Below are 24,349 nucleotides of genomic sequence, written 5' to 3' on the forward strand. Positions count from 1 at the left end.
CCGCAGTGCCAAAAGTCCTAGCCTAGCGGGGTATAAGCCATCGCCCCAGGGTGCAAAAGTTCGATCGGCAGCCGCATTTGTGACAGTCTGTAGTACGAAGTCGTCGGATGTTCGTGCTCAACAAAAACCGTCAAGCAATCGTCGCATTGCTGACAGCAAAGCTCCAAAGCTGAGGAATCGGGTGCATTGTCAACAGACAATTTCAGCTTTGGACAATTCACAAGCAAAACTCATCAGACAGAATTTTCTGCCTGTAATATTTTTTGCGGCGATAATTCACTGCCGGGATAAATATTTCATTTTTTGCCTGTCGCAGACTTTTACAAGTCGAACAAGTAATTTGGAACAGCCATCAACAGCCTAATTATCTATTAGACATCAACCGAATTTAAGTTGATCTTTTGACTCGACAAGAGTGAAAGATACTTTTTCACAGATGTCTGCTGGAAAACCCACAAGCTTTTCCGTTTGGAAAACTTAAGAGCGTGGTAGATTTTAACACAATACAGCGGTTGCATATGTCAAGAATTAACTTGCTCAAAAAAACAGAAAACAAAGAAAAATTTTCGATGGCGGCTTGGTTTGGCAACGGCGAGTCAAATCCAGAGTTAGAAGCATTAAATCAGCAGGTAAAACCTGTAGCAACGCAAAAACTTAACCCCAAAAATAGCAATGCAGGTAAGCCGATGCCACTCTTTTTTTCCGAACAACTGGCTTCTGTAAAAACCGCCAATCAAAACTCGTACATTCAGGATTTGGTCGATAGATTATCCTTGAAACTCAATAAAATATTGCCAGCTAAAATTGGGGGGTTGCCCATCCATCAAAAAATTGGTGTCGGGTATTTACTAGCAATAGGAATCGGCTTTCTTGGCTCCATGAGCGGATTGGTGATTGCCGACTACTACCAAGGAAAAGGATTAACACAGTTCCATGACGCTCACGTACAAGCGCAATTGCTCGGCAATTTTAAAGATGCAGGCTTGGCGGCACAATTGCAGGGAGCGCAGCTAGATTCTTTTGTAGATAATTCCGCCAAACTCGATCTCCAAAAACAGCAGTTTTTTAACAGTATTGTCAAAGCAAAAAACCTGCGGCTGGACATAGAAATATTTGCCGATAGCGAACCCGCATGGCTGGCGGCAAAGCCGGAAGTTATCAAAACTTTACTACAAGATTGCACGAAAAATTTAGAATCCTATGCCGATACTCTTTCTTTAACTTTGCAGCAAATCCAGCAATCGCAACTGTCGCCTCGCGAGATAGAGTCAGCCAGAAAATTGTTGGCTACAGAAAGTGGAGAAGGTGCAAAAAAACTCGAAGCTCGCTTTCAGGAAGTTAGCAAAATCCTCGATATTGCCCAGCGGCAAGAGCGGCAAAGCGGTGCAGTTATGGAGGACGCTCAAGGCATCGAAAAGGGCATAATTATGATGAGTATGCTGCTGTCGGTAGCAGTGGCGGGAATGGTGGCTTACCGCACCAGTCGGGCGATCGCCAAACCAGTCGTCAGCCTCACTCAGGTGGCCGAAAAAGTAGCCACAGAGTCAAATTTTGATTTGCGAGTACCAGTCACCGGGCAAGACGAAATAGGCTCATTAGCTGTGTCTCTCAATCACCTAATCGAGCGAGTTTCGGAACATACAAAAGAATTGGAACAAGCCAAGGAAGAGGCTTTAGTTGCTAGCACTGCCAAAAGCCAGTTTTTAGCAAATATGAGCCACGAGTTGCGGACGCCTTTAAACGCGATTATCGGCTACAGCCAACTACTTTTAGAAGAGGCGGCAGAGCTTGAAGGAGAGGATTTTGTTCCAGACTTACACAAGATTCAAAATGCTGGTACGCACTTGCTATGTTTGGTTAACGATATCCTCGATTTGTCTAAAATTCAAGGGGGGGAGGTGAAACTCGAAATCGAAGAATTTGACATTGCATCCCTGGTTGATAATGTGGAGATTGCGACTAAATTGTCTGTAAAAAAGAATGGCAATGTTTTAGAAATAGAGTGCAATCCTCAAACTGTCGGCACAATGCACGCAGATTTTGCGAAACTGCGGAAAGTGCTGCTGCATCTGCTGAGCAATGCTGCTAAGTTTACTAAAAACGGTCTGGTAAAAATCAGCGTCAGCCGCATTGAGGGAACCGGAAAATCTAAGGCAGCTAAGCTGTCGGGTGTTGAAAATTCAATTGCTACAGGCTCGATTGCTTGTCCAATTGCTAGTGCTGAAGCATCGGATTGGATTTGTTTCCGAGTTCAAGATACCGGCATTGGAATGTCTGAGGAACAGCAGTACAAATTGTTTGAAGCCTTCGTGCAAGCTGATTGTTCGGCGACGCGCAAGTACGGCGGCACTGGATTGGGACTCACAATTAGCCGCCATTACTGTCAGATGATGGGCGGCGAGATTTTGGTGGAAAGCGAGGAGGGAAAAGGGTCAATTTTTACTGTCCGCATACCTGCAGGAGATGGTTAATCTCTAATGCGAATCGATGGCGATGTTGGTTTAGAGCGTCGTATCGTTTCCGGCTGCATCGGAATTATATAGGGCTTGCTGAATAGAACTAGAAGTTATGACTGCCAAGGGTTGCAAGATTTTTAAACACAAAAAAGTGCTCTCGTTATGACGTTTGTCGGCTCAAAATCCTTGGATTTCGGTGGAAAATTGTGGAGTAAATTTGGGAACCGATCTCCGAATCTCCCATTTTTCAAGCTGTTTGACACTTAGATTCGATTTGTGGACTTTTTCAGCAAGCCCTATATATTTGAATTGTCGAGAGTGCTGTCGGGGAAGTGTCCCGCGAGGTCGCGGGTTCTCGATGGCGCTACATAATTCTGTTGTCAATCGACTGGACAAGATGTATCTGGTAATTGCGAGGTTGAAGCAAAAAAAAGAGGGATAATCCCTCTTTTTGTAACGGTGACTGCGATGTTATTCGACAGTCGCAGCAGGGATTTCTTCCTCTACTGCTTCGGGTGTGGCTTCGGCTGCTGCTTCCTCTACTGCTTCGGGTGCGGCTTCGGCTGCTGCTTCCTCTACTGCTTCGGGTGCGGCTTCGGCTGCTGCTTCGGGTGCTGCTTCGGCTGCTGCTTCGGGTGCTGCTTCCTCTACTGCTTCGGGTGCTGCTTCGGCTGCTACCTCCGGCACGTCCTCTTCCATTGCTGAGGGTACGTCTTCGAGTATTTCGTCGGAGAGATCCAAGGCATCTGTTGAGTCTGCTGGAATGTCTATGCCTGCTTTAGCTTGCTTTTGAGCGAGCATTTTTTCGCGGAACTTAGCTGCCATTTCCTCAGCTTTTTCATAAACCAATTCGCGATTTTTGACCATCGCGCCCGGTTCCGGTTCCAACTGCTTGGTGGAGAGAGAAATCCGGCCCCTCTCGGCATCCAAGTCAATGATCATCACTTTCACTTCGTCGTTGACATTGAAGACGCTATGAGGCGTATCGATGTGATCGTGCGAAATTTCCGAGATGTGCAGCAAGCCGCTGACGCCGCCGATGTCGATAAAGGCACCGTAAGGCTTGATACCGCGTACTGTACCGATGACCACTTCCCCAACTTCGAGGCGGTTCATCTTGCGCTCAACTAAGGCGCGACGGTGGCTCAACACTAGGCGGTTGCGGTCTTCGTCTACCTCTAAGAATTTTAATGGTAATTCTTCGGCGACTAATTCTTCCTTCGGTTTGCGGGTACTGATGTGAGAACCGGGAATAAAGCCTCGCAACCCTTCAATTCTGACGAGTGCGCCGCCGCGGTTGGTGGCAAATACTTGCGATCGCACCGTGGCATCTTCTGCTTGCAGTTGTCGTACTCTTTCCCAGGCCCGCATATACTCGATGCGCCGGATGGACAGGGTTAATTGTCCGTCTTCATTTTCATCGGTGAGGATGAAAAATTCTCTGGTTTCGTTTGATTGCAATACCTCTTCAGGGCTTTCCACTCGATTGATCGACATTTCCTGAATGGGAATGTACGCTGCTGTTTTAGCACCGATATCAATCAGAGCGCCCCTGGGTTCTATACTAAAAACTGTACCGGCTACTACATCGCCCGGGCTAAAGTGATAGTCATATTTATCGAGTAGGGCTGCAAAATCTTCGTGAGTAAAGCCGATGTCTTTGACTGTGGTTTTGAGATTGACCATGCGAATAGTTTCCTAGGATTTCTCTCCTTCATGTTTTTCGTTTGTGCCGGCAAATATGAGAGATTTTGGTGAAAAAGCGGTTAACTTCTTGCAAAATCTTTTACTAAAGTCAGTTTTTGCTAACTTTTGCCTGGTGCAACTTTGCATCCGGGCTTGCCACTGCTATTGGTGCAAACTCTACGTTAAAACGTTTAATCGTAACATTCAGAGTCAAGTAAATCATTATAACTTACCTGCATACTGCTTTATAAATTAATTTAAGGGAGTTTAGCTGCCAGTAGCGCAGGATGCGGGGCTTTCTCGATCGACTCGATCGCCATCGAGGGAATCTGCGTCACAATCAGGCTGATTTTCTGGCTCTAGAGCTTCGTTGAGCGGATTTTGAAGGTGATTTAGGGTATCTACAAAATCTCTGATACCTCGAAACTGCCGATATACTGAGGCAAAGCGCACGTAAGCGACTTCGCTCAGGGGTCGCAGGTGCAACAATACCAGTTCCCCAATTTCTGAGCTGGCGAGTTCTCGGATCGATCGACCTTGGAGTTGCGCTTCAATTTCTTCTGCCAGAGTTTCTAGCTGCCCGGAGGACAAACCAGTTTTTTCGCAGGCCCGAACCAGTCCCCTGACTAATTTTGACCTGTCAAAAGATTCGCGCTTGCCGTCCCGCTTGATCACTGTAATCGGCACAAATTCTATGCGTTCGTAAGTTGTAAAGCGGTGCTGGCATCTCAAACACTCGCGCCGCCGACGGATGCTTTGACCTGATTCGGCTGAACGCGATTCGAGAACGCGACTATTTGTATGTTGGCAGGAGGAACAGCGCATGATTGCTGATTTTAACAGGCGTTGCCAGCAAATTGCCATTCATCTGACCGCGCGGTTAGATGAATGACTGGACTAGAAAAATGACTCGGCACTCCGGCAGTGAGTTTATGTGTCAACTAGAGCTAAAACCTAGTATCAGTCTACTGTTTGATGACTAGAGCCGATTCCCGCTTAGTATGCCAGGGGATCGATCCTGGGCTATAAACGAGAGATACAAAGGTTTTTAGACCGTTGTTGATACCCCTTGACCTCCGCCGTAGGGCTAATTATTTGCCAATCCGGGGTGGTTCCCGAAAGGCTATCGCAAAAAATAGTACACCTAAAGCTAAAGCCAGAATCAAAATGTAAGCAACGCTTTCCATGTTAAATTTTCCCTATCTTCCCTTGCAGTCTTATTTTATCTTAATTGCTGGTTTTATTTTTAACTAAAAAAACCCGGTTTCTTCAAGAAACCGGGTTTTTTGTACCGGGGAAGTTTCCGGCCTGCCCGTGGGGCTGGCGAAAACTAGATAGATTCTTCTCTTCTTGTGGTCACGTCGCCCAGTTTTTGGAACAAGCCCCACTCGACTTGTTCTTCGAGGTCAGCCTCAACTCCAGCAAACACGTCACGGAAGATTGTCCGAGAACCGTGCCAGATATGGCCGAAGAAGAACAGCAAAGCAAAGCAAGCGTGTCCGAAAGTGAACCAACCGCGAGTCGAAGTGCGGTAAACACCGTCAGACTTCAAGGTTTCGCGATCGAATTCAAAGAGTTCACCCTTTTGGGAGGCGAGAGCAAACCTTTTCACATCTAGAGGATTATTAAAGGTTTGACCGTCAAATTCGCCACCGTAAAAGCTGACAGTAACTCCCGTTTGTTCAAAGCTGTATTTTGATTCAGCACGGCGGAAGGGGATGTCAGCGCGAACGACTCCATCTTTGTCCGTCAAAACGACTGGGAAAGTTTCAAAGAAGTTCGGTAGGCGGCGCACCGACAATACCCGACCTTCACTGTCAGTAAATACTGCATGGCCGAGCCAGGTTTTGGCGATACCGTCACCGTTGACCATCGGGCCAGCGCGGAACAAACCGCCTTTAGCCGGAGAGTTGCCCACGTAGTCGTAGAAAGCCAATTTTTCGGGAATTTGCTCGTAAGCTTGTTGGAAGCTTTGGCCGGAGGCTAAGCTAGCTTGGGCTCTGCGATCGATTTCTTGTTGGAAATAGTTGCTGTCCCACTGATAGCGAGTAGGGCCAAAAAGTTCGATCGGAGTAGCAGCAGAACCGTACCACATCGTACCCGCAACCACAAAGGCGGCGAAGAACACAGCAGCGATACTGCTAGAAAGTACAGTTTCGATATTCCCCATCCGCAGGGCTTTGTAAAGACGTTCCGGCGGCCGCACGCTCAAGTGGAACAAACCGGCAATTACGCCGACTACGCCCGCTGCAATGTGGTGAGCCACGATGCCGCCCGGATTGAACGGATCGAAGCCTTCAGGGCCCCAAGAAGGCGCCACTGCCTGGACGTGACCGGTCAGGCCGTAGGGGTCGGACACCCACATTCCCGGGCCGAAAAGTCCCGAAAGGTGAAATGCGCCGAAGCCGAAGCAGAGCAAGCCGGAGAGGAACAGGTGAATGCCAAACATTTTTGGCAAGTCGAGGGCGGGTTCGCCGGTGCGGGAGTCTCTGAAGAGCTCCAAGTCCCAGAATACCCAGTGCCAGACTGCTGCTAAGAACAGTAAACCCGAGAGGATGATGTGAGCGATCGCAACGCCTTCAAAAGACCAGAAGCCAGGATCGACGTTACCTTGGCCCGTGACGCTCCAACCGTTCCAAGAACCGGTGACTCCCAAGCGAGTCATGAAGGGCAGCACGAACATCCCTTGACGCCACATCGGGTTCAGAATGTGGTCTGAGGGATCGAAAATTGCTAGTTCGTAAAGGGCCATCGAGCCGGCCCAACCTGCCACGAGGGCAGTGTGCATTAAGTGTACAGAAATCAATCGGCCTGGGTCATTTAAGACGACTGTGTGTACGCGATACCAGGGTAGTCCCATTGACTGCGGTTCTCCAAGGTGTAAGTGATGATGTCATTTTGACGGAAAATTCAGATTTTCCATCCCGAGCGGTGATGTCCGGGGTTTAAATTCTGCCTTTTGCCGAATCCTTTCTACCTTCACAGGAGGAGGTATAAAAATGAAAGTTATTTAAAGAAGTGTATCGAGTGTTAGAACCGATTGCAATATGTTCGACATTACATTAACTGTGGGCTATCGATCGAGCAGCGGGCGGCGATCGCCCCGAGGCGTTCGAGAACTTGCTCGGCATCGATGAGTCTGGTAAGGGTGACGTTGCCAATATTTTTTCCTGGATCTGCCGGATCTAGGGGGGTTCCGGGCTGGACTTCTACCATGAGTACAGCGTCTTCTACGCGGTAGAGCCACATTTTTTCATTTCGATCCGAAAGACAGAGGTTGAGCTGTTGGATATCCGGCTGTCGTCTCCAGGCGGCGGCTGTCCACTCGCCACCAACCCCCCAGACGCGCCCGACTTTCCAGCCGTCGGATAAGAAAAAATATTTCATTTGCTGTGTACGGTTGTTAAGTTTTTTTTGTCTAACATAGCGCAAAATTGCCACAATACGGAATTATTTAACCGCGAAGACGCTAAGGACGCGAAGGAAGAGCAGAGAAGAGAATAGTAGTCCAGGACGCATTTAGACATAATTCTGTCATTTTGAGTGAAACGAATAATCTCAAACCTTTGCAGCAGCACAGTCCGTAACTCCTCTATCACTATTTTCTAAATGTCTAGTTCTAACTGTTTCGATTTAACTTCCATTTGTTTTTCGGCTGACTTCACTACTTCAAAACTCAGGCGAACATCGAGCCTTTTTTTCTGTTCTAACATTTCCTTAATAGTAACAATCTGTATTTTATCGGAACTTTGATTCATATATTTGCTTTGATATATTCCGGCTGATTTGGCAGTTTTAATCATGTCCTTAGTTGGCTCTTTCAAACTAATAAAAATGCCCAGCGCCGCTTGTTCCAGCGTAATTGTTCCTTGCAAATCGCGGATGTCTCCTGATTGCATTTTCCCTGACTTGACTTGCACGATAATCTTTTCTGGTTCATCTTTGTCACCTTGAAAGTAAGCAATGCCATCTATTCCCTTATCTGCACCTTTCTTGGCGTTAATAGTTGCCCTATTATTAGTATAGGTAAGCACAGCCCATTTTTCAAATTCTTTGCGAGTGCGATCGTCTTTTTTGTTAGCAAGGGCAACTGCTGCTTCCATGTCTTTAGGAATGCCATTTAACTTAAGTTGTTCAAGTACACCTTTCCCAAAAGAATCCTCAAGGCGTTTGAGAATCAAACTAATACTTTGATAAGTAATGTCAATTCCGATCCATTGGCGGTTGAGGCGTTGAGAGGCGCAGACGGTAGTACCGCAACCGCAGTAAGCATCTAAAACTACATCACCTTCATCGCTGCTAACTTGAATAATTCTCTCTAACATAGCTAAAGGCTTTTGTGTGGGATAGCCAAGTCTTTCTGCTGACTGTGACTGAATGGGTTTGATATCATCCCAAATATTCTGCAATGGCGTACCTGACATTTCATCCAGATAGCGTTTGTATCGTGGTACTGTTCCCGGTTTAGTCTGAATTACTCGCCCTTCAGCAATTAACTGATTCATCTTTTCCTGACTGTAACGCCAGTAACGCTTAACGCCCATAACTTCATAGTAAGGATTGCCTTTTGCTTCACCGCCAGGACCAGTCAGGTTGTCAAGTTGATACCGTCGCCCATCAGCATCAGTATGTTTATAAAAGCTTGTTACATAGTCTTGAGTGTAGGCTAGAAATTGAGTATTAAATTTATAATTTTTACTTTTACTATAGTATAAAATCACATCACTAATATTTCCGTAGGCTTTGCGGCCTTGTTTAGTATCGCTGTGAGCATTTGTCCGCTTCCAGACAATTTCATTGATAAAATCTCCGCCCTGGGGACAAAAAATTGCATCTAATACTAATTTTAAATAGTGACTAACTGTAGAATAGCAATGTAGATAAAAGCTACCAGTAAGTTTTAAGACTCGATGAATTTCAGCTACTCGCAAAGTCATGTGAACCAAATATGCTAATAAACTGCCTTTGCTTAAGACTTTTGTTAAACCCGCTATTAAATCAATACTTTGTAATGTAAATTTACCTTGGTAATTTTCCAAGATTTCAGCTAAACCCTGATTTGCATAATCGTCCCAAGTCCAAGTGTCAATAAAAGCTTGTGCTTGGGCTTGGTCTTCCTTGCCAATGTTGTTGTAAATTTGGTTGTAGTTGCGTTTTGAGTTAAAAGGCGGGTCAATGTAGCACAAATCTACTGATTCGTCTTTGATGTGTCTGCGTAAGACATCAAGATTGTCACCGTAAAATAGTTGATTTACCATTTTCGCTATTTCCTTTAAATGGCTGGTATAACTGCTGGCGATCTCTGTATTTGACGACATATTTTGAATTATACTATATAATGGTATCCACTAAACAAGCTCCTGGATTAATTACTTCCCAGACTCAAGACGGAATTAATCCTTCAATTTAAAATCTAAAATCTAAAATCTAAAATCGAATGACCGCACAAACCACAGTACAATTCCAAGATAGTTTCGACATCATCGTAGTTGGTGGCGGACACTCCGGCTGCGAAGCCGCCCTCGCCACATCTCGCCTCGGCTGTCGCACGCTTTTACTCACCCTCAATCTCGATAAAATTGCGTGGCAACCATGCAATCCGGCTGTCGGCGGGCCCGCGAAAACTCAACTTACTAACGAAGTGGATGCCTTGGGCGGCGAAATCGGTAAAATGGCCGATCGCACTTATCTACAAAAGCGCGTCCTCAACGCTTCGAGAGGCCCCGCAGTTTGGGCTCTCAGAGCACAGACAGACAAGCGGGAATACGCCGCCGTGATGAACAATATTGTCGAAAATCAAGAGAACTTGACCGTCCGCGAAGCGATGGTTACAGACTTAGTTTTAGGCAAAAATGAAGAAATTATCGGTGTTGAAACATACTTCGGCGTTGCCTTTGAATGCAAAGCCGTAATTCTCACCACTGGAACTTTTTTAGGCGGCACAATTTGGGTGGGCAATAAGTCGATGCCGGCCGGACGTGCCGGAGAATTTGCCGCCGTCGGTTTGACAGAAACTCTCAACCGTTTGGGCTTTGAAACTGGACGATTGAAAACTGGAACTCCGGCAAGAGTTGACAAGCGGACTCTCGATTACACCAACATGGAACCGCAGCCGGGAGATGCAGAAGTTCGTTGGTTTAGTTTCGATCCTGAAGTTTGGGTGGAACGGGAACAAATGCCTTGTTACCTAACTCGAACTACGCCAGAAACTCACCAGTTAATTAGAGACAATTTGCACCTTTCTCCGGTTTACGGCGGCTGGGTTGATGCGAAGGGGCCGCGCTACTGTCCGAGTATTGAAGATAAGATTGTCCGGTTTGCAGATAAGGAAAGCCACCAGATTTTTATTGAACCGGAAGGTAGGGATATTCCTGAACTTTATATCCAAGGATTTTCGACGGGTTTACCGGAAAGTTTGCAATTGCAAATGCTGCGGACTCTTCCTGGTTTGGAAAAGTGCGAGATGATGCGCCCTGCTTATGCTGTGGAGTACGATTATTTGCCGGCTACTCAGTGCTTTCCAACGCTGATGACGAAGAAGATTGAAGGACTGTTTTGCGCGGGTCAGGTGAACGGTACGACTGGCTATGAGGAGGCGGCGGCACAGGGGATTGTGGCGGGGATTAATGCGGCTAGATTTGCGAAAAATCAGGAGATGATTGTGTTTCCTCGCGAGCAAAGTTATATCGGGACTTTGATTGATGATTTGTGTACGAAGGATTTGCGGGAACCTTACCGGATGCTGACTTCGCGATCGGAATATCGGTTATTATTGCGATCGGACAATGCAGATCAACGCTTGACTCCGCTGGGACGAGAAATTGGTTTAATTTGCGATCGCCGTTGGGAGTTATTTGAGCGCAAAAAAGCTAATATTATCGCGGAAAAAGCCCGTTTGTACTCGACTCGCGTCAAAGAACACGAAGAGCTTGGGAAGAAAATTTTGGTCGATACTCAACAAGCGATTAAAGGTTCAATTACTCTCGCTGATTTGCTGCGCCGTCCCGGTTTTCATTATGTCGATTTGGAACGTTACAATTTAGGTGATTCCAGTCTACAATTAGCCGAGAAAAATGGTGTAGAAATTGACCTCAAATATTCCGGTTATTTGCAAAGACAGCAAAATCAAATTGATGACATTGCCAAACACGAACGCCGCCAATTGCCTGGAGACTTGGATTATATGGCAATTACAACTCTCTCGAAGGAGTCGCGGGAAAAATTGACTAAAATTAGGCCGCTGACTATTGGCCAAGCTGCGAGAATTGGCGGGGTTAATCCGGCTGATGTTAATGCTTTGTTGATTTATCTGGAAGTGCGAAATCGTCAGCAGCCGGCTGCTGTGGGAAATTGAATTAATAAAACCCAAAAATTGCTCGGCTTTGTCTTAATTGTTGGTTGAATTGTACGCGATTGCCGTAGGGAAACGGCGCTGGGTTCTTTTCTTGAGCGTGCGATCGTCCCCGATCCCGTATTGTACTCGCGATCGGGGACAACACTATAAATGCACAACTGAGATGCTCCCAGGAGGTTTTATTTGCGAGTTGAATTTAATCTATCTACCCGAAGCAAAAGCAACTGGTTAGATATGGTAAAATATTACCGATCTTGATTAAGCTAACAAACCAAAATTGGTCATAAACTATGATGAGATCGCTGGCTTGTGTCAGCAGCTTGGATACAGGGAGAAGTTGCGTTTAGCTCAAATGCTGATCCAGTTAGCCAGAAAAGAAGAGGAAAGTCAAAACCCCCAACATCGAATTGCAGGGAATTGGAAAGAATCCTCACCAAGTCAAAATTACTCTGATATAATTCAATATGTTTTTGAAAGGATTACAGCATATTCCATGTAGGTGCAGTACGCCTGAAATATAGTTTCTGGAACACCCATCAGTTTACAGCTATAAAATTGAACTGTAAACAAACCAGGTTAGAAGTGAGTGCATCATAAACCTGACCTAGGCTGTAGCCATGGAAATTTCGTACAAAATCAGAATACTTTATCTTATCTTGTCCACTCTTATTCTTTCTGCCTTCGAGTTCTAGCCTTCGCGTTCTTAGCGTCTTCGCGGTTCCTTCAAAAAGCCCGATCGCCAATCCTTAAAAATTACCACACTCAAAAACAACTATCAATGTAGAGCGGGCCTAAAATAACCTTAAATCTGTTATAGTTTCCATACAGCAGCAAACAAAACCCCCACTTACAAAGTATAACTATCTATGGCTCCTACAGTTTTGATTACAGGCGCTTCTCAAGGAAGCGGCAAAGCAACGGCACTGTTATTTGCCAGTAAAGGTTACGATGTGGTGATGGTGGCTCGCGAGCCAGAGAGATTGGCAGCGGCAGCAGCTCAGGTGCAGCGTGAAGGCACTTCCGCTTTCCCTATTGCGGGGGATGTGGGCGACATTCAACAAGTGCGGGCGATCGTCCAAAAAGCCCTAGATACTTGCGGAAACATTGATGTTTTGGTGAATAATGCCGGGATTTGTCTCGCGGGGGCGATCGAGCAAACCACCTCCGAAGATTGGCAGCAATTAATGAATACCAATTTTTGGGGCTGCGTTAACACAATTCAAGAACTTTTACCACATTTTCTCGATCGCAAAACGGGTACAATCGTCAATATTGGCTCCATAGGCGGCAAAATGCCCTTGCCTCAAATGACCGCTTATTGCACCAGCAAATATGCAGTAACCGGTTTAACAGAAACTTTGCGATTGGAATTAGCACCCCGAGGCATTCACGTTTGCGCCGTACATCCGGGTTTGATCAACAGCGATTTTTTGGAAAGAGCTCAATTTCGCGATCGAGACGAACCAGCAGTCGAATTGCGCCGCCAACAAATGACCGAAATGTTGAAATCTAACTGGGCTTCTCAGCCGGAAGATATTGCTAAAGCAATCTGGGATGCTGTGAAGAATCAGCGTGCAGAAGTTACTGTCGGCCCAGCTTTCTTTGCATCGGAAGCCCATCGATTATTCCCCGGTTTGATGCAATTATTCATGGGTAATTAGTCATTGGTTATTAGTTATTAGTTATTAGTAGCAAATGACTGTTGACTGCTAACTGTTAACTGTTAACTGTTGCTCCTTACCAGGCTCTGCTTAGTAATGCAGATAGGTGAGGATATGCCTCCTTTTATCTGGCAACTTACAGGATAGAGGACTGTAGGAGGTGTTTAAGTTATTAAGTTTTCGATCCTAAGTGCTTGTCACCAGTCAGATCCCGATCGCGCTTCAGGGGCGAAAAAAAGCCTCTGTTTACCCCTCGGCTTCGGGATAGAGGAGTGTGGCAGATACTTTGAGTTATTAAATTTAAGTTTCTAAAAAAATAGAGGGTTCAACCAGCCCCAAATACTATTATAATGACAAAGAAACCAGAAAATATTACCATGCAAATCACAGCATTAGCAGCAAAAAAAGCAGGCGGGTTGCTTGAAGAATACAAATTTGATGTCGCAGCGCCCAAGGTGCACGAATGTCTCATAAAAGTGTTAATTTGTGGCATCTGTCACTCGGATTTGCACATGATTGATAACGATTGGGGTCAATCAAAATATCCCCTGGTTCCCGGTCACGAAGTTATCGGAGAAGTGGCAGAAATAGGATCGCAAGTGACTCATTTAAAAGTAGGCGATCGCGTTGGTGTCGGCTGGCAAAGGTCGTCTTGCTTGCATTGTCGTGACTGCTTGCGCGGTAACGAAAATCTCTGCGATGAAAACCAGGGATTAATTGTTACAGGGCCCGGCGGTTTAGCCGATTATTTAATGGTAGATTCCCGCTTTGCTTTTCCTATTCCCAAAGGCATCGATTCCAAAGTAGCCGGGCCGTTGCTGTGTGGCGGAACTACTGTTTACGCCGGTTTGCGAAACGCGGGGATGAGTTCGGGGCAAGAAATCGGCATTCTCGGTATCGGCGGTTTGGGACACCTAGCCGTGCAATTTGCTAAAAAATTAGGCAACCGCGTTACAGTTTTTACTACTTCCCAAGATAAGGCAGAATTTGCCCATAAAATGGGGGCGGACGAAGCTATTGTAGTAGAAAAAGGCGAAGTTCCTCAACCGCCTAGCAGTAAATTAGATATTTTGTTGAGCACTGTTCCTGCTGCTTTAGATTGGGTTCCCTACATTGATTTTCTCGATTCTGACGGTGCCCTTGCTTTTGTGGGAGTTCCCGACGCACCTTTGAGTATTCCGTTATTTGCGCTGCTGGCGAAGCGCCGCCGAATTACGGCTTCTCCGATCGGCGGTCGTGCTATGATTTATGAAATGCTGTCAGTTTCAGAGAAGTTTGGGATTGAGCCGATTGTCGAAGTTTTTGCGATCGCACAAGCAAATGAAGCAATCCAGAAAGTCCGCGACAATAAAGTGCGCTATCGCGCAGTTTTGACAGTAAGTTAGATCCTTAGTAAGGTGCGTAATTCGCACCCCAGATCTACAAATTACAGCAGAGAACTAGCATTAATCAAACGGCCGGTTAAATCAGCAGGCGTTACATTCAACACAGTACCCAACAAAGCCTGATTAGAACCAAATCTAATATTAGTAGCTTCCACGCGCCCGTTGCTGTCTGGATCGAGACTTTCCTGCGAGATACCGCCCTTGGCTAACAAATTCGTTCCCCCCGTTATAGTTCCAGGATTTAGCAGCAGCAGTCTCGGATCGTCCAAGCTATAACTTGTCTGTTCCAAGAAGACAAGAGTAGTGCTAAAATCCACACTAAGTCCGATGGAATCATTCGACTTATCAAAGTCCACAATTACTGCATCAGGAACTTCTATTCCCCCTACTCCCATTCCCGCTTGATCGACTCGAAAAACAAAAACATCTCTCCCCGCACCTCCTTTGTAAATATCCACATCTCTATCGCCGATTAAAGTATCGTTACCATCACCGCCAACTAACAAATCAACACCTTGACCGCCGCGCAGCAAATCATTTCCCACACCGCCATCAATAAAATCGCTATTTCTATCCCCTGTCAAAACATCGTTGCCACTTTTTCCCAAAATATCGTCATCACCTTTGCCGCCGTAAATAGAATCATTGCCGGGCCCGCCTGACAGACTGTCCTTACCATCGTTGCCGAAAATCCGTTCTGCATCTAATGAACCTGTTACAGTATCATTGCCGCCCAGCATCCAAACTCCCCCAGAAAAACTAGCAAGTTGTCCCGGTACAAGTGTAATATTTTCAGGAGAATTGTCTCCTACCAAACGAGAGATGCGTGAACGATCGGGAGTGAGTACCATAGTTGTAAATTTTTTGCGATTAATGGATATCTGATAATTATTTCCATCTTGGCACAGTCGATCGCAAAATCGCAGATTAAAATAAAAGTTAAAATTAAAGCCGATGCCAATTATTTTTGTAGAAGACTTAAGCAAAGTTTATCCAGTAGCGATTAAACAACCGGGACTTAAGGGAACAGTCCAGCACTTTTTTAACCGCACTTACCGCAACATCAAAGCAGTTGACAGCGTTTCTTTCAGTATTGAACCTGGAGAAGTGGTGGGGTTTCTCGGCGCTAACGGTGCGGGCAAAACTACGACGCTGAAAATGCTGACTGGTTTGATTTATCCCTCTGATGGTACAGTGACAGTGTGCGATCGCACTCCGTTCCGCCGCCAAGCAGATTTTCTGCAAAAAATCACCTTAGTGATGGGGCAGAAACAACAGTTAATTTGGGATTTACCAGTGCTCGATTCTCTGCGAATCAACGCCGCTGTCTATGGAATTTCCGATGCAGATTATCGGCGACGAGTCGGAGAATTGACAGAAATGCTGTCACTAGAAGGCAAGTTAAATCAAGCAGTGCGAAAGCTATCTTTGGGCGAACGCATGAAAGCAGAATTCATGGCTGCCTTGCTGCACCAGCCGGAGGTATTATTTTTAGATGAACCGACTTTAGGTTTGGATATCAACGCACAGTTTAGCGTCAGGCAATTTCTCCGGGAATATAACGAGCGCTATCAAGCAACGGTACTTTTGACAAGTCACTACATGGCTGATATTACTGCTTTGTGCAAGCGCGTTTTGTTAATCCATGAAGGGCAATTAGTTTATGATGGTAGTTTGGACGGATTGCTCGACAGGTTTGCACCTTATCGGGAAGTTCAAGTAAAATTAGCCGAACCCTTGGCCAAAGATAGCGCTTTTGGTTACGGCGAGGTAGAATCAATTGAAGGTAATTCCGTGCGGTTTTTGGTAAAAAGGGAGGAACTGACGGTAAGCGTGTCGAAGATTTTAGCAGAATTAGAAGTTATCGATTTGAGTGTTACCGATCCGCCAATTGAAGAAGTAATCGGTCGAGTTTTTCGCACGGGTAAAGTGTAGATATTACTCCTATCTCCCTTGACAAAGGGAGCCAACAACCGTCAAATATTTTCTTTGTTAAGAGGCAAAAAGAATATCAATTATCTTTCAAGAAAGGGGATTTATTGGGATCGTGATTTATTATTACCAGCCTTTTTACGCTGCTCGTGTCTCGTTACCAAGATCTGCCTAGTAACGCACATTAAAAATTTCTACCTATTTCTTTTTTCCTTGAGTTAAATTCAGTATTATTTCAGTGAGAATGAATATGAAAAAAAACATTAAAATTGCTAAAACTTTGCTCGTCACCTACTACGCTTATATGCTCGAATACCGGGAGGAATTGTTTTTGTGGGCGCTGTCGGGAGCTTTGCCGTTTATCTTGATGGGCGTGTGGATGCAAGCGGCCGAAAGTGGTGAATTTGGGCTGAAGCAGATCGACTTTGCCCGTTACTTTTTAGCAGCTTTCATAGTCAGACAAACTAATGTAGTTTGGGTGATTTGGGAGTTTGAAAAAGAAGTCGTGGAAGGTAAGTTATCTAATAGATTGTTGCAGCCTCTCGATCCCGTATGGCATCACTTCGCATCTCACGTTTCCGAAAGGTTTGCGAGGCTACCGTTTGTATTAGGATTAGTGCTGCTATTTTTTGCACTTTACCCGCAGTCTTTTTGGCTGCCGAGTTTGGGCAGATTTTTGTTATTTTTGTTGGTTCTCGTTTTCGCTTTTTGTTTGCGGTTCCTGATTCAGTATACCTTTGCGCTGTTTGCTTTTTGGATCGAGAGGGCAAGTGCGATCGAAGAATTCTGGTTTTTAATGTACCTGTTTTTATCGGGACTTGTCGCGCCGCTAGAAGTATTTCCCCCAGCCGTGCGGGAAGTAGTTTTGTGGACACCGTTTCCTTATTTGATTCATTTTCCCGCTTCAATATTGATAGGATTGCCCGTAGATGTAGGCCGCGGTTTACTGGTAATGTTGGGTTGGAGTATGGTGTTTTTTGTGTGGAATCGCTGGCTGTGGCGGCAGGGTTTGAAGCAGTATTCCAGCATGGGAGCTTAAATAATCATTAAAATTTAAAAAATTGTAGAGTGCGTCCCAGTAAGATATCGATGGTTTTGGGTAGGTGTGCGATCGCATCCAACGATCGTCCTTAATACAGGTGTTTGTGCTTTGGTTGCTGCAAAACAAGTGGGGATGTTGCGAGTCGGAAACGGTTATCAAGTTAATGCTTTGAGCAATTACCGCCTGAATTGTTCGATAACCCTCCGCCAAAACCCAATATTTCTGTGGGTGCTGGCGGCTTTTGCATTGAGGCGCGACGCTGGTAAATAATTGTGGTATAAAATAGAGTCGATCGGCTGCATACTACAATACGGAGCAGAAAAAGGTTGAAACCCCGCCAGCGTCAAACTTGCGTTTGCTTGGGCCATCGAGGGCGAACACCTTTGCGGTGTAAAGAAAATAAGGTAATTTTAATTGCCCTTTCTTCAAGCCGCTCTTTTCGGGTGCAAGCCTGTATAAACCTGATGTCAACCGCCGAGTCTTTTTTCAATGCAAACAAACTCTAGGGGACAAGATATTGGTATGTTGTTAAAAAAACTTGTTTGCGAAAATAATCCCCAGACAGTTGCAGAGTTAATCGACACACAACTCAAAACTGGTCAACTGACTTGGACTCAACTCAAAACACAAGTTTTTGAGCAGCACTGGCGGGATGAATCTTTGCAGGAAGTCTTCACAGAAATTGCAGCTAAATTAGATCGAGAAACAGCGAGCGAACTGATAGAATATTTGACAGATCAAAACGGTCAACCGGAAAAATTTATTAATTTGTTTTTAGCAGCGGGCTGCCTGTTAAAAGTCAAAAATGGCATCAATAAAAACACCGAAAAAAAACTGTTAAATGCTTTAAAAAAGCTATCACAATACGGGACGGCTTTCCTGATTCTTTATCAAAGCGCTCAAGAATTGCAGGAAACTTATCAAATTCGCGATCGATCGATCGCCACGATCGCCCAAACTTGGAAAAACGACCCGGAAACCCTGCCCTGGCTGAAAATACTCGCACACTCCAGCGACAGCGGCGAAGTCCGGGCCACAGCAGTCAAAGCCATAGCCCGCAGTTGGTCTGACGAGCCAGAAATTTACCTGATGCTCAAAAAACTCGCTAAATTCGATACAAGTTGGGCAGTGCGATCGGCTGCGATCGCAGAAATGGTCGCGGGTTGGCCCGATAAAAAGGATACCTTGCAACTGGTGGCCGCCCTGGCTAAGTTCGATCGCAGTCCGACCGTCCGCACCTGCGCGCTGGAACTGTTGGCCCGTCGTTGGCGCGATCGAACAGATACCTTACTGCAGCTGAGAACCGCCGCCGAATCCGACGAAAATTTGGGAGTGCGAGTCGCAGCGTGGCAAGAAATAGCCAGAGGTTGGCACAGCGTTTTAGGTACTTTCTCCCTGCTCAAAAACTTGACCGAGACAGGAACTTCTACCCTGCGAACATTAGCTGTGCGGGAGTTGGCAGCGGGCTGGCAGGCCGTGGCAGAAGTTGGCCTGCTGCTGAAAACCCTAGCCGTATCCGACAGCAGCGAACAAGTGCGGACAGCAGCGATCGAAGAATTAGCTTCGCGCTGGCGGGCCCAACCAGAGATTTATCCGCTGCTCAAAAGTCTCGCCGAGTCCGACCAGAGTTCCACCGTCCGGCAGGCAGCAGTCCAAGGAATTGCCTCTGGCTGGCCGTCTAACCCCGCAACTCTGCCTTTTTTGCAAAATATAGCTGCGGGCGATCGCGACGCCGAACTGCGCGAAATAGCCCTGCAACAGATTGCCGCAGGTTGGCCCGACAGCCCGGATACATTGCCCCTGCTGCAAAAAATAGCGGCCTCAGAGGATTATTGGACTGTGCGCCAAGTAGTAGTAGCAGCTGCAGCCACCTTACCGTCAGCCAGTCTCGAAGTCTTTGAGTGGTTGAAAAATCTCGCCGAGTCAGACAGACACCTCAACGTCCGAGAAACTGCGGTGGAACAGATAGCAAGAGGCTGGGGACACCGGGACGAGACTTTGCCTTTTCTCAAAAAACTGGCGGAGTCGGAGGGGGATGCTCACCTGCTGAGCGTGCTGGTGCGAGAAATAGCGCGGGGATGGCCAGAAGAGCCGGAAACATTGCTTTGGTTGAAAATTCAGCTTGATTCTGGGGAGGAGGAGGTGCGGGAAGTGGCGGTGCAGGAACTCGCTCGCAACTGGCCTTCGGGTGCTGAAACTTGGAGGATGCTGGAGGCTAAAGCAGAGGGCGATGAGAGTCCGGCGGTTAGGCAACTCGCTTTGCAAAAGTTAGCTCGCGGGCGGACAAATGAGCCTCAAACTTTTGAGTGGCTGAAAATTCGGGCAGTGCAGGATGAAGATTCTCAGGTGCGGGCGATCGCTCTGGTAGAGTTAATGCGGGGATGGAAAGACGAGCCGGGAATGTTTGAGTTTTTGCGCCAGAGAGCTCTGACTGACTCCTACGATAGAACAGGTTCTTTTGCTTACAATCCCAGATTTACAGCACTCGAAGCAATTATCGAACATTATCCCGAAAATGCGGAAACTTTGCCTCTGGTGCGATCGCTTGCAGTTTCCGACGCCGACGAGCAAGTGCGGGCTTTAGCGAGCCGCCGACTCTGCAGCCAAGACTGGTAAACAGAAATAATCCTTTAGACCTTTCCGAAAATTATGGTTATTCAGCGTTGGACAGTTAGTTGCGGAACCTGCAAAACAAACCATACTCTACGCATCTCACTGGGAACTGATCGTTATCAAGAGCATACCTTCCCTTGCGTAAATTGTGGTGAGGATATGTCTGTTCGCTTGGACATTGATTTTGATGACTGGCGTAGGTTTGATAATTTGCCGGCTTCAAGGCTCCAAAAACTAAGTTTTCTACAGTTAGCAACTGTGAAGTTTGTCAAACTGAAGGAACCGTTATAAATTTAGACCCCAATTTCCTAGTTGCCGAAAAATTTTTGCATAATAAATATTACTTTTCTTCGATTCATCAAGCTGAGCGATTGGGTGCTTTTGAAAGAATTGAAAAAACAAAACATTACTTCTCAGAAAAGCAAATACTAGATATTTTTTCATTGGTAGGAGGCTTTAGAAATTTAAGAGAGAAGCTGGAATTTTTGATTAAAGCTTGGTCTCTTCACAACAGAGGCAAAGAGAATCTTGCACTTGAATACTTAGATAAACTTGCCGAGGATTTATTTGATAAATCTTATCCTTTGCACGAATCAATTCTAATGTTTAGTGCTTTGTTTATTGGTGAAGAGCGGAGCGAAGAAATGAAAACTATATTGAATGAAATTAAGGAAGCCAAAAGCAAAAATTCCTTACAATATTACAATCTTCGCTCATACTATTTGGAGAAACACGTAGAAGATTGCCTAGAGCGCCATTTAGAAAGTTTTAATGATTACTTGAAAAATTATGACGACCTACTTCAGCTCTATCTGTATGCAAAGCAGAAACAGAAAATTCCAGAGGATATATCACTGTCATCCAATAAATTTAGAAACCTAAAGATGTTTTATGGAAATATCTACGAACACATAACTTCAAGTCTTTTCATTTTGGCAGGTATAAATAACATATTAAGTGGTCGTAATTTTGATATTTTTGAAGAGATGGATATGAAGAAATATATGACTATAAATAAGGCTAATAGAGCTAACCCTTTTAAAGATAGACACAGCTTTGCTCCTGTCGTTCAGTGTTTAGATAGTACGCTAAGAAATGCCTCGCATCATGGTGCGATGAAACTGCAAATAAACTCAAACATTATTCAGTATCGTTCAGGAGGGACGGGAGCATTAAATACCATTAGTTACACTGAATATTTGCAGAAATGTAATGAAATGATGTTCTCTTCTTGTATGCTTTTGATTGTCGAATTGATGATTATAAAAAATTTGATATAGTTCGTTTTTTGGGGGACAGGCATCCAGCCCTCCCTGGACTGGCTTTTCACTTCTATATCTATTCATTGCCACAAAAGCCCGATCGCAAACCGCACCGCTTCCCCCATTACCGAACAACGATCGCACTCCGAAGCCGTTTTCTCCCACCTGAGCAACTGTTCCCGAAAAGCTTGGTATTGCTTGGCCCGCTGCACGAGGCTTGCAATTTCCGACGCAGAAGAGCAAGTGCGGGTATTAGCCGCTCTCCGGCTTCAAGTGTTAACAATTAACTGTTAATCATCGATCAAAAGCCCGATCGCACCCCGCACCGCTTCCCCCATCATCGAGCCGCGAACGTTCGCGGGCGCCGTTTTCTCCCACAAAATCAACTGTTCCCGAAAACCAGGGTCTTGCTTGGCCCGCTGCACGATCGCCTGACTGATAACTTTCCTCTGAATCTGAATAGTTGGAATACCTTGCTGCTTCAAATAATCCAACAGCCGCTGCACACTTTCAGAGAATTTATCCGGTGTTTGAGACATCAAAATAAACGAAATTTGACGCACCATTCGCTGGTAGATTTCCTGTTTTCTGACCAACACTTCATTTCGACTTGGCTCCTGCGGCTCCACACTGTTACTAGCAACAGCCAAATCTAGCAAACCCCAAATTTCTGCCCGCTTGGCTAAAACCTTTTCCAACATATCTGGATAAAGCGCCAAAATGCGATCGCCCAAAATCTTGCCATTCACCAAACGGTTAGCGCTCAGCCGCAGTAAATTTTGTTCTCCAGCAGACTCAAAAAATTGAACATTCAACTGAAGTTGCCAACTCTCCAACTCCACCCGACGCACCGTAAACACCAAAGCCTCCCAATTAGGAAAATCAGCAAAATAGACCTCCACAATAGAACTTTCCTCTTGATTCTGCCGCCCCAATTCCCCAGACTCAAAATCGCGAGTCGCCGGAAAGCGATTTGCCGCAACTTTCGCAGTATAATCAAACTGAGTAAAAACATACCCGCAGTCAACTTTTGACAGATCCACATCTTGAACCTGCCAATTTTGAATGCAGCAACCCGTAAGCTGCGCCCCCTCCAAACTCGTCCGAATCAAACGACATTCAATCAAACAAGCTTCTCTTAAATCCGCCTCACCTAACATCGCATCCATCAAATAAGCGCCACTCAAATCAGCTTTCCGCAAATCAGCACCGCGCAAATTAGCCTCGCTCAAATCCGCCCGCAACAAATACACTCCTTGCAAGTTAGCTCGCAGCAAAAGCGCCTTCTTAAAACTCGCTTTCAACAAATAAGCACCAGCCAAATTAGCTCGACTCAAATCAGCATTATCGAGTACAGCCTCCGTCAAATCTGCCCCCGCCAGCACAGCTCGGTGCAAGTCAGCGCCCGCCAGATTTGCCGATCGCATTTGAGCACCATTTAAATCAGCTTCAATCAAATTTACACCGCTCAAAATTGCCGATCGCAAATTTGCTTCCACCAAATGCGCTTCCCGCAAATTAGCATCCGTTAAATTAGCACCAACAAGACTGGCGCGGTTGAGATTCGCCTCCATCAACTTCGCCCCCATCAAGTGCGCGCCGTCGAGTTTAGCTTTCTCCAAATTAATTTGGTCAGATTTAACTTTTTGAAGATTAGCACCGCCCAAATCCGCCTCAGAAAGCACCGTCCAATTGAGTTCTGCACCTTCCAAACAAGCAAGGCGCAAATCCGCTTTCGCAACATTTGCCCCGCTCAAATTTGCCCCGCTCAAATTTGCCCCGGACATCACTGCATTGCGGATATCTGCGCGGCGCAAACAAGCTCCAATTAACTTAGCATTGCTCAAAAAAGACCAGCTCAAATTAGCACCGGTCAAGTTAGCACCTGTGAGGTTTATTTCTCGCAGGTTGACACCGCTTAAACTAGCACCGCTGAGGTCAATGTGAGCAAAGTTGCGCTCTCCTTCTTGATAGCGCAGCAAAAATTCTTGTACTTGCATTCGGAGGAGAAGGGGAAGGGGAATAGGAATGAAAAAACTATCTCTAGTCTGGTAAAATAACTGTTATCGCGTTGGCAGCGAGGAATTTATTCCTCTAATTTATTGCCGCAGACATTCCTCATTACAAATCATTTTTAGGTTGCCAGTTGGGAATTGGGTTTTCTATTTTATTGCAGAATATATGGGAGTATTTTAGTTTTGCAAAAAGCATTTTTTTATGGTAGTGCGAGCGTCCACCCTCACTTATTATACTCCCCGCTCGCTTATTATACTCGCAACTCGTCTATTATACTCGCTCTTCGGGGACGCTCGCACGCTCAAATGCCCAACTGAGATGCTCCCGAATACATTCCTCACTACGAACCATTTTTAAGTTAGTAATTAAGAATTTATTCCTCTGATTGTTTGCGGACTCAAGTCCTCACGAGCAACCATTTTGATTGTGCTATAACCACGGAATTTATGTGATTCGTAATTTGTGCTAATAGGATTTTTTTAGAGGAATCGCTGCAATTCTCCCTGCAAATACTTTGCCCATTTAGTCGCTAGAGAAACTTCTGTAAAAGGAACCTGCACCGCCGCAGCATCTTTCAACAAAAATTCTAGGGCGATCGCACTTCCCGAATTTGGTGGCGACTCTAAATCTACCACAGCGCCGTTAACTAACAACCTGAGCGACTGCACATTTTTTAAAGAAAAAGTTTGCAAATTCACAGGCCCGCTGCGAGTAGGTTTCCCCCAAGTCAAACAGTCTTCTTGCTGACCGAGTACAGCATAAATATCGTACTTGGCCTTGGCGAATTGTTCCGCCCAGACGCGATAGGCTTCTAACTTTTGATACTCGTTCCATCCAGCCCAAGCCAGCCCAATAAAAATTGCTAGCAGCGGCAACCACATTAAACCTCTTTCCATGCAATATCCTTGTGAAAAATACTCCCGGTTTTCTTTGCCATCTGCT

At 45.7% G+C, this 24,349-nt stretch carries 20 protein-coding genes; 9 read left to right on the plus strand and 11 right to left on the minus strand.

Annotated features, from left to right (window positions below; genetic code table 11):
• Positions 1-17: 17 nt before the first annotated feature.
• Positions 18-221 (minus strand): hypothetical protein, encoded by a 204-nt coding sequence (locus QUA01_RS12840; protein ID WP_333086953.1) that lies wholly within the window; start codon positions 219-221, stop codon positions 18-20.
• Positions 222-485: 264 nt separating this feature from the next.
• On the opposite strand from QUA01_RS12840, the gene QUA01_RS12845 reads away from it, so the two are divergent.
• Complete coding sequence (locus QUA01_RS12845) at positions 486-2,471, plus strand: HAMP domain-containing sensor histidine kinase (RefSeq protein ID WP_333086956.1); 1,986 nt, start codon at positions 486-488, stop codon at positions 2,469-2,471.
• Positions 2,472-2,927: 456 nt separating this feature from the next.
• Here the strand turns inward: QUA01_RS12845 and QUA01_RS12850 are convergent, their stop codons facing one another.
• The 6 genes from QUA01_RS12850 to QUA01_RS12875 all read right to left on the minus strand — a co-directional run bounded on the left by QUA01_RS12850 (position 2,928) and on the right by QUA01_RS12875 (position 9,400).
• Positions 2,928-4,142 carry a 30S ribosomal protein S1 gene (locus tag QUA01_RS12850; RefSeq protein ID WP_333086958.1) on the minus strand — a complete coding sequence of 405 codons (1,215 nt, stop codon included), beginning with the start codon at positions 4,140-4,142 and terminating at the stop codon, positions 2,928-2,930.
• Positions 4,143-4,409: 267 nt separating this feature from the next.
• On the minus strand, positions 4,410-4,967 hold the full coding sequence (gene nrdR, locus QUA01_RS12855; RefSeq protein ID WP_333087476.1) for a transcriptional regulator NrdR: 558 nt from the start codon (positions 4,965-4,967) through the stop codon (positions 4,410-4,412).
• 266 nt (positions 4,968-5,233) lie between these two features.
• Complete coding sequence (locus tag QUA01_RS12860; protein ID WP_083622085.1) at positions 5,234-5,329, minus strand: photosystem II reaction center protein T; 96 nt, start codon at positions 5,327-5,329, stop codon at positions 5,234-5,236.
• Positions 5,330-5,472: 143 nt separating this feature from the next.
• The gene (gene psbB / locus QUA01_RS12865) at positions 5,473-7,002 is read right to left on the minus strand and encodes a photosystem II chlorophyll-binding protein CP47 (protein WP_333086960.1); all 1,530 of its coding nucleotides are present in this window, start codon (positions 7,000-7,002) and stop codon (positions 5,473-5,475) included.
• 197 nt (positions 7,003-7,199) lie between these two features.
• Complete coding sequence (locus tag QUA01_RS12870; protein ID WP_333086962.1) at positions 7,200-7,529, minus strand: hypothetical protein; 330 nt, start codon at positions 7,527-7,529, stop codon at positions 7,200-7,202.
• Positions 7,530-7,747: 218 nt separating this feature from the next.
• Positions 7,748-9,400 (minus strand): DNA methyltransferase, encoded by a 1,653-nt coding sequence (locus QUA01_RS12875; RefSeq protein ID WP_333086965.1) that lies wholly within the window; start codon positions 9,398-9,400, stop codon positions 7,748-7,750.
• A 179-nt stretch (positions 9,401-9,579) separates the two neighbouring features.
• Here QUA01_RS12875 and mnmG point away from each other — a divergent pair, with 179 nt between their 5' ends.
• The 3 genes from mnmG (at position 9,580) to QUA01_RS12890 (ending at position 14,542) form a co-directional block, all read left to right on the plus strand.
• The gene (gene mnmG, locus QUA01_RS12880) at positions 9,580-11,496 is read left to right on the plus strand and encodes a tRNA uridine-5-carboxymethylaminomethyl(34) synthesis enzyme MnmG (protein WP_333086967.1); all 1,917 of its coding nucleotides are present in this window, start codon (positions 9,580-9,582) and stop codon (positions 11,494-11,496) included.
• Positions 11,497-12,362: 866 nt separating this feature from the next.
• The gene (locus tag QUA01_RS12885) at positions 12,363-13,157 is read left to right on the plus strand and encodes an SDR family NAD(P)-dependent oxidoreductase (RefSeq protein WP_333086970.1); all 795 of its coding nucleotides are present in this window, start codon (positions 12,363-12,365) and stop codon (positions 13,155-13,157) included.
• Positions 13,158-13,507: 350 nt separating this feature from the next.
• The gene (locus QUA01_RS12890; protein WP_333086971.1) at positions 13,508-14,542 is read left to right on the plus strand and encodes an NAD(P)-dependent alcohol dehydrogenase; all 1,035 of its coding nucleotides are present in this window, start codon (positions 13,508-13,510) and stop codon (positions 14,540-14,542) included.
• Between the two features lie 41 nt (positions 14,543-14,583).
• Here QUA01_RS12890 and QUA01_RS12895 read toward each other — a convergent pair whose 3' ends face one another.
• Complete coding sequence (locus QUA01_RS12895; protein ID WP_333086972.1) at positions 14,584-15,393, minus strand: calcium-binding protein; 810 nt, start codon at positions 15,391-15,393, stop codon at positions 14,584-14,586.
• Positions 15,394-15,496: 103 nt separating this feature from the next.
• On the opposite strand from QUA01_RS12895, the gene QUA01_RS12900 reads away from it, so the two are divergent.
• From QUA01_RS12900 to QUA01_RS12920, 5 genes are all read left to right on the plus strand, one after another.
• Positions 15,497-16,477, plus strand: coding sequence for an ABC transporter ATP-binding protein (locus QUA01_RS12900; protein ID WP_333086975.1), 981 nt, complete (start codon positions 15,497-15,499; stop codon positions 16,475-16,477).
• Between the two features lie 247 nt (positions 16,478-16,724).
• Positions 16,725-17,513, plus strand: a complete 789-nt coding sequence (locus QUA01_RS12905; RefSeq protein WP_333086977.1) for an ABC transporter permease — start codon at positions 16,725-16,727, stop codon at positions 17,511-17,513.
• A gap of 66 nt (positions 17,514-17,579) precedes the next feature.
• Positions 17,580-17,786, plus strand: coding sequence for a hypothetical protein (locus QUA01_RS12910; protein WP_333086979.1), 207 nt, complete (start codon positions 17,580-17,582; stop codon positions 17,784-17,786).
• Positions 17,787-18,005: 219 nt separating this feature from the next.
• Positions 18,006-20,132, plus strand: a complete 2,127-nt coding sequence (locus tag QUA01_RS12915) for a HEAT repeat domain-containing protein (RefSeq protein ID WP_333086981.1) — start codon at positions 18,006-18,008, stop codon at positions 20,130-20,132.
• Between the two features lie 323 nt (positions 20,133-20,455).
• Positions 20,456-21,409, plus strand: a complete 954-nt coding sequence (locus QUA01_RS12920) for a hypothetical protein (RefSeq protein WP_333086982.1) — start codon at positions 20,456-20,458, stop codon at positions 21,407-21,409.
• A 62-nt stretch (positions 21,410-21,471) separates the two neighbouring features.
• Here the strand turns inward: QUA01_RS12920 and QUA01_RS12925 are convergent, their stop codons facing one another.
• The 3 genes from QUA01_RS12925 to QUA01_RS12935 all read right to left on the minus strand — a co-directional run bounded on the left by QUA01_RS12925 (position 21,472) and on the right by QUA01_RS12935 (position 24,303).
• The gene (locus QUA01_RS12925) at positions 21,472-21,603 is read right to left on the minus strand and encodes a hypothetical protein (RefSeq protein WP_333086984.1); all 132 of its coding nucleotides are present in this window, start codon (positions 21,601-21,603) and stop codon (positions 21,472-21,474) included.
• A gap of 78 nt (positions 21,604-21,681) precedes the next feature.
• Complete coding sequence (locus QUA01_RS12930) at positions 21,682-23,391, minus strand: pentapeptide repeat-containing protein (RefSeq protein ID WP_333086985.1); 1,710 nt, start codon at positions 23,389-23,391, stop codon at positions 21,682-21,684.
• Positions 23,392-23,886: 495 nt separating this feature from the next.
• Positions 23,887-24,303, minus strand: coding sequence for a hypothetical protein (locus QUA01_RS12935; protein WP_333087478.1), 417 nt, complete (start codon positions 24,301-24,303; stop codon positions 23,887-23,889).
• Positions 24,304-24,349 lie beyond the last annotated feature (46 nt).

Origin of the sequence: Microcoleus sp. S36a_B3 (assembly GCF_036700745.1) — a bacterium.
Classification (GTDB): Bacteria; Cyanobacteriota; Cyanobacteriia; order Cyanobacteriales; family Microcoleaceae; genus Microcoleus.

Excerpts from the sequence above, each read along its gene's own strand:
- QUA01_RS12850 (WP_333086958.1), bottom strand. The coding sequence starts at position 4,142 with ATGGTCAATCTCAAAACCACAGTCAAAGACATCGGCTTTACTCACGAA.
- nrdR (WP_333087476.1), bottom strand. The coding sequence starts at position 4,967 with ATGCGCTGTTCCTCCTGCCAACATACAAATAGTCGCGTTCTCGAATCG.
- QUA01_RS12860 (WP_083622085.1), bottom strand. The coding sequence starts at position 5,329 with ATGGAAAGCGTTGCTTACATTTTGATTCTGGCTTTAGCTTTAGGTGTA.
- psbB (WP_333086960.1), bottom strand. The coding sequence starts at position 7,002 with ATGGGACTACCCTGGTATCGCGTACACACAGTCGTCTTAAATGACCCA.
- QUA01_RS12870 (WP_333086962.1), bottom strand. The coding sequence starts at position 7,529 with ATGAAATATTTTTTCTTATCCGACGGCTGGAAAGTCGGGCGCGTCTGG.
- QUA01_RS12875 (WP_333086965.1), bottom strand. The coding sequence starts at position 9,400 with ATGGTAAATCAACTATTTTACGGTGACAATCTTGATGTCTTACGCAGA.
- mnmG (WP_333086967.1), top strand. The coding sequence starts at position 9,580 with ATGACCGCACAAACCACAGTACAATTCCAAGATAGTTTCGACATCATC.
- QUA01_RS12885 (WP_333086970.1), top strand. The coding sequence starts at position 12,363 with ATGGCTCCTACAGTTTTGATTACAGGCGCTTCTCAAGGAAGCGGCAAA.
- QUA01_RS12890 (WP_333086971.1), top strand. The coding sequence starts at position 13,508 with ATGACAAAGAAACCAGAAAATATTACCATGCAAATCACAGCATTAGCA.
- QUA01_RS12895 (WP_333086972.1), bottom strand. The coding sequence starts at position 15,393 with ATGGTACTCACTCCCGATCGTTCACGCATCTCTCGTTTGGTAGGAGAC.
- QUA01_RS12900 (WP_333086975.1), top strand. The coding sequence starts at position 15,497 with ATGCCAATTATTTTTGTAGAAGACTTAAGCAAAGTTTATCCAGTAGCG.
- QUA01_RS12905 (WP_333086977.1), top strand. The coding sequence starts at position 16,725 with ATGAAAAAAAACATTAAAATTGCTAAAACTTTGCTCGTCACCTACTAC.
- QUA01_RS12915 (WP_333086981.1), top strand. The coding sequence starts at position 18,006 with ATGCAAACAAACTCTAGGGGACAAGATATTGGTATGTTGTTAAAAAAA.
- QUA01_RS12930 (WP_333086985.1), bottom strand. The coding sequence starts at position 23,391 with ATGCAAGTACAAGAATTTTTGCTGCGCTATCAAGAAGGAGAGCGCAAC.
- QUA01_RS12935 (WP_333087478.1), bottom strand. The coding sequence starts at position 24,303 with ATGGAAAGAGGTTTAATGTGGTTGCCGCTGCTAGCAATTTTTATTGGG.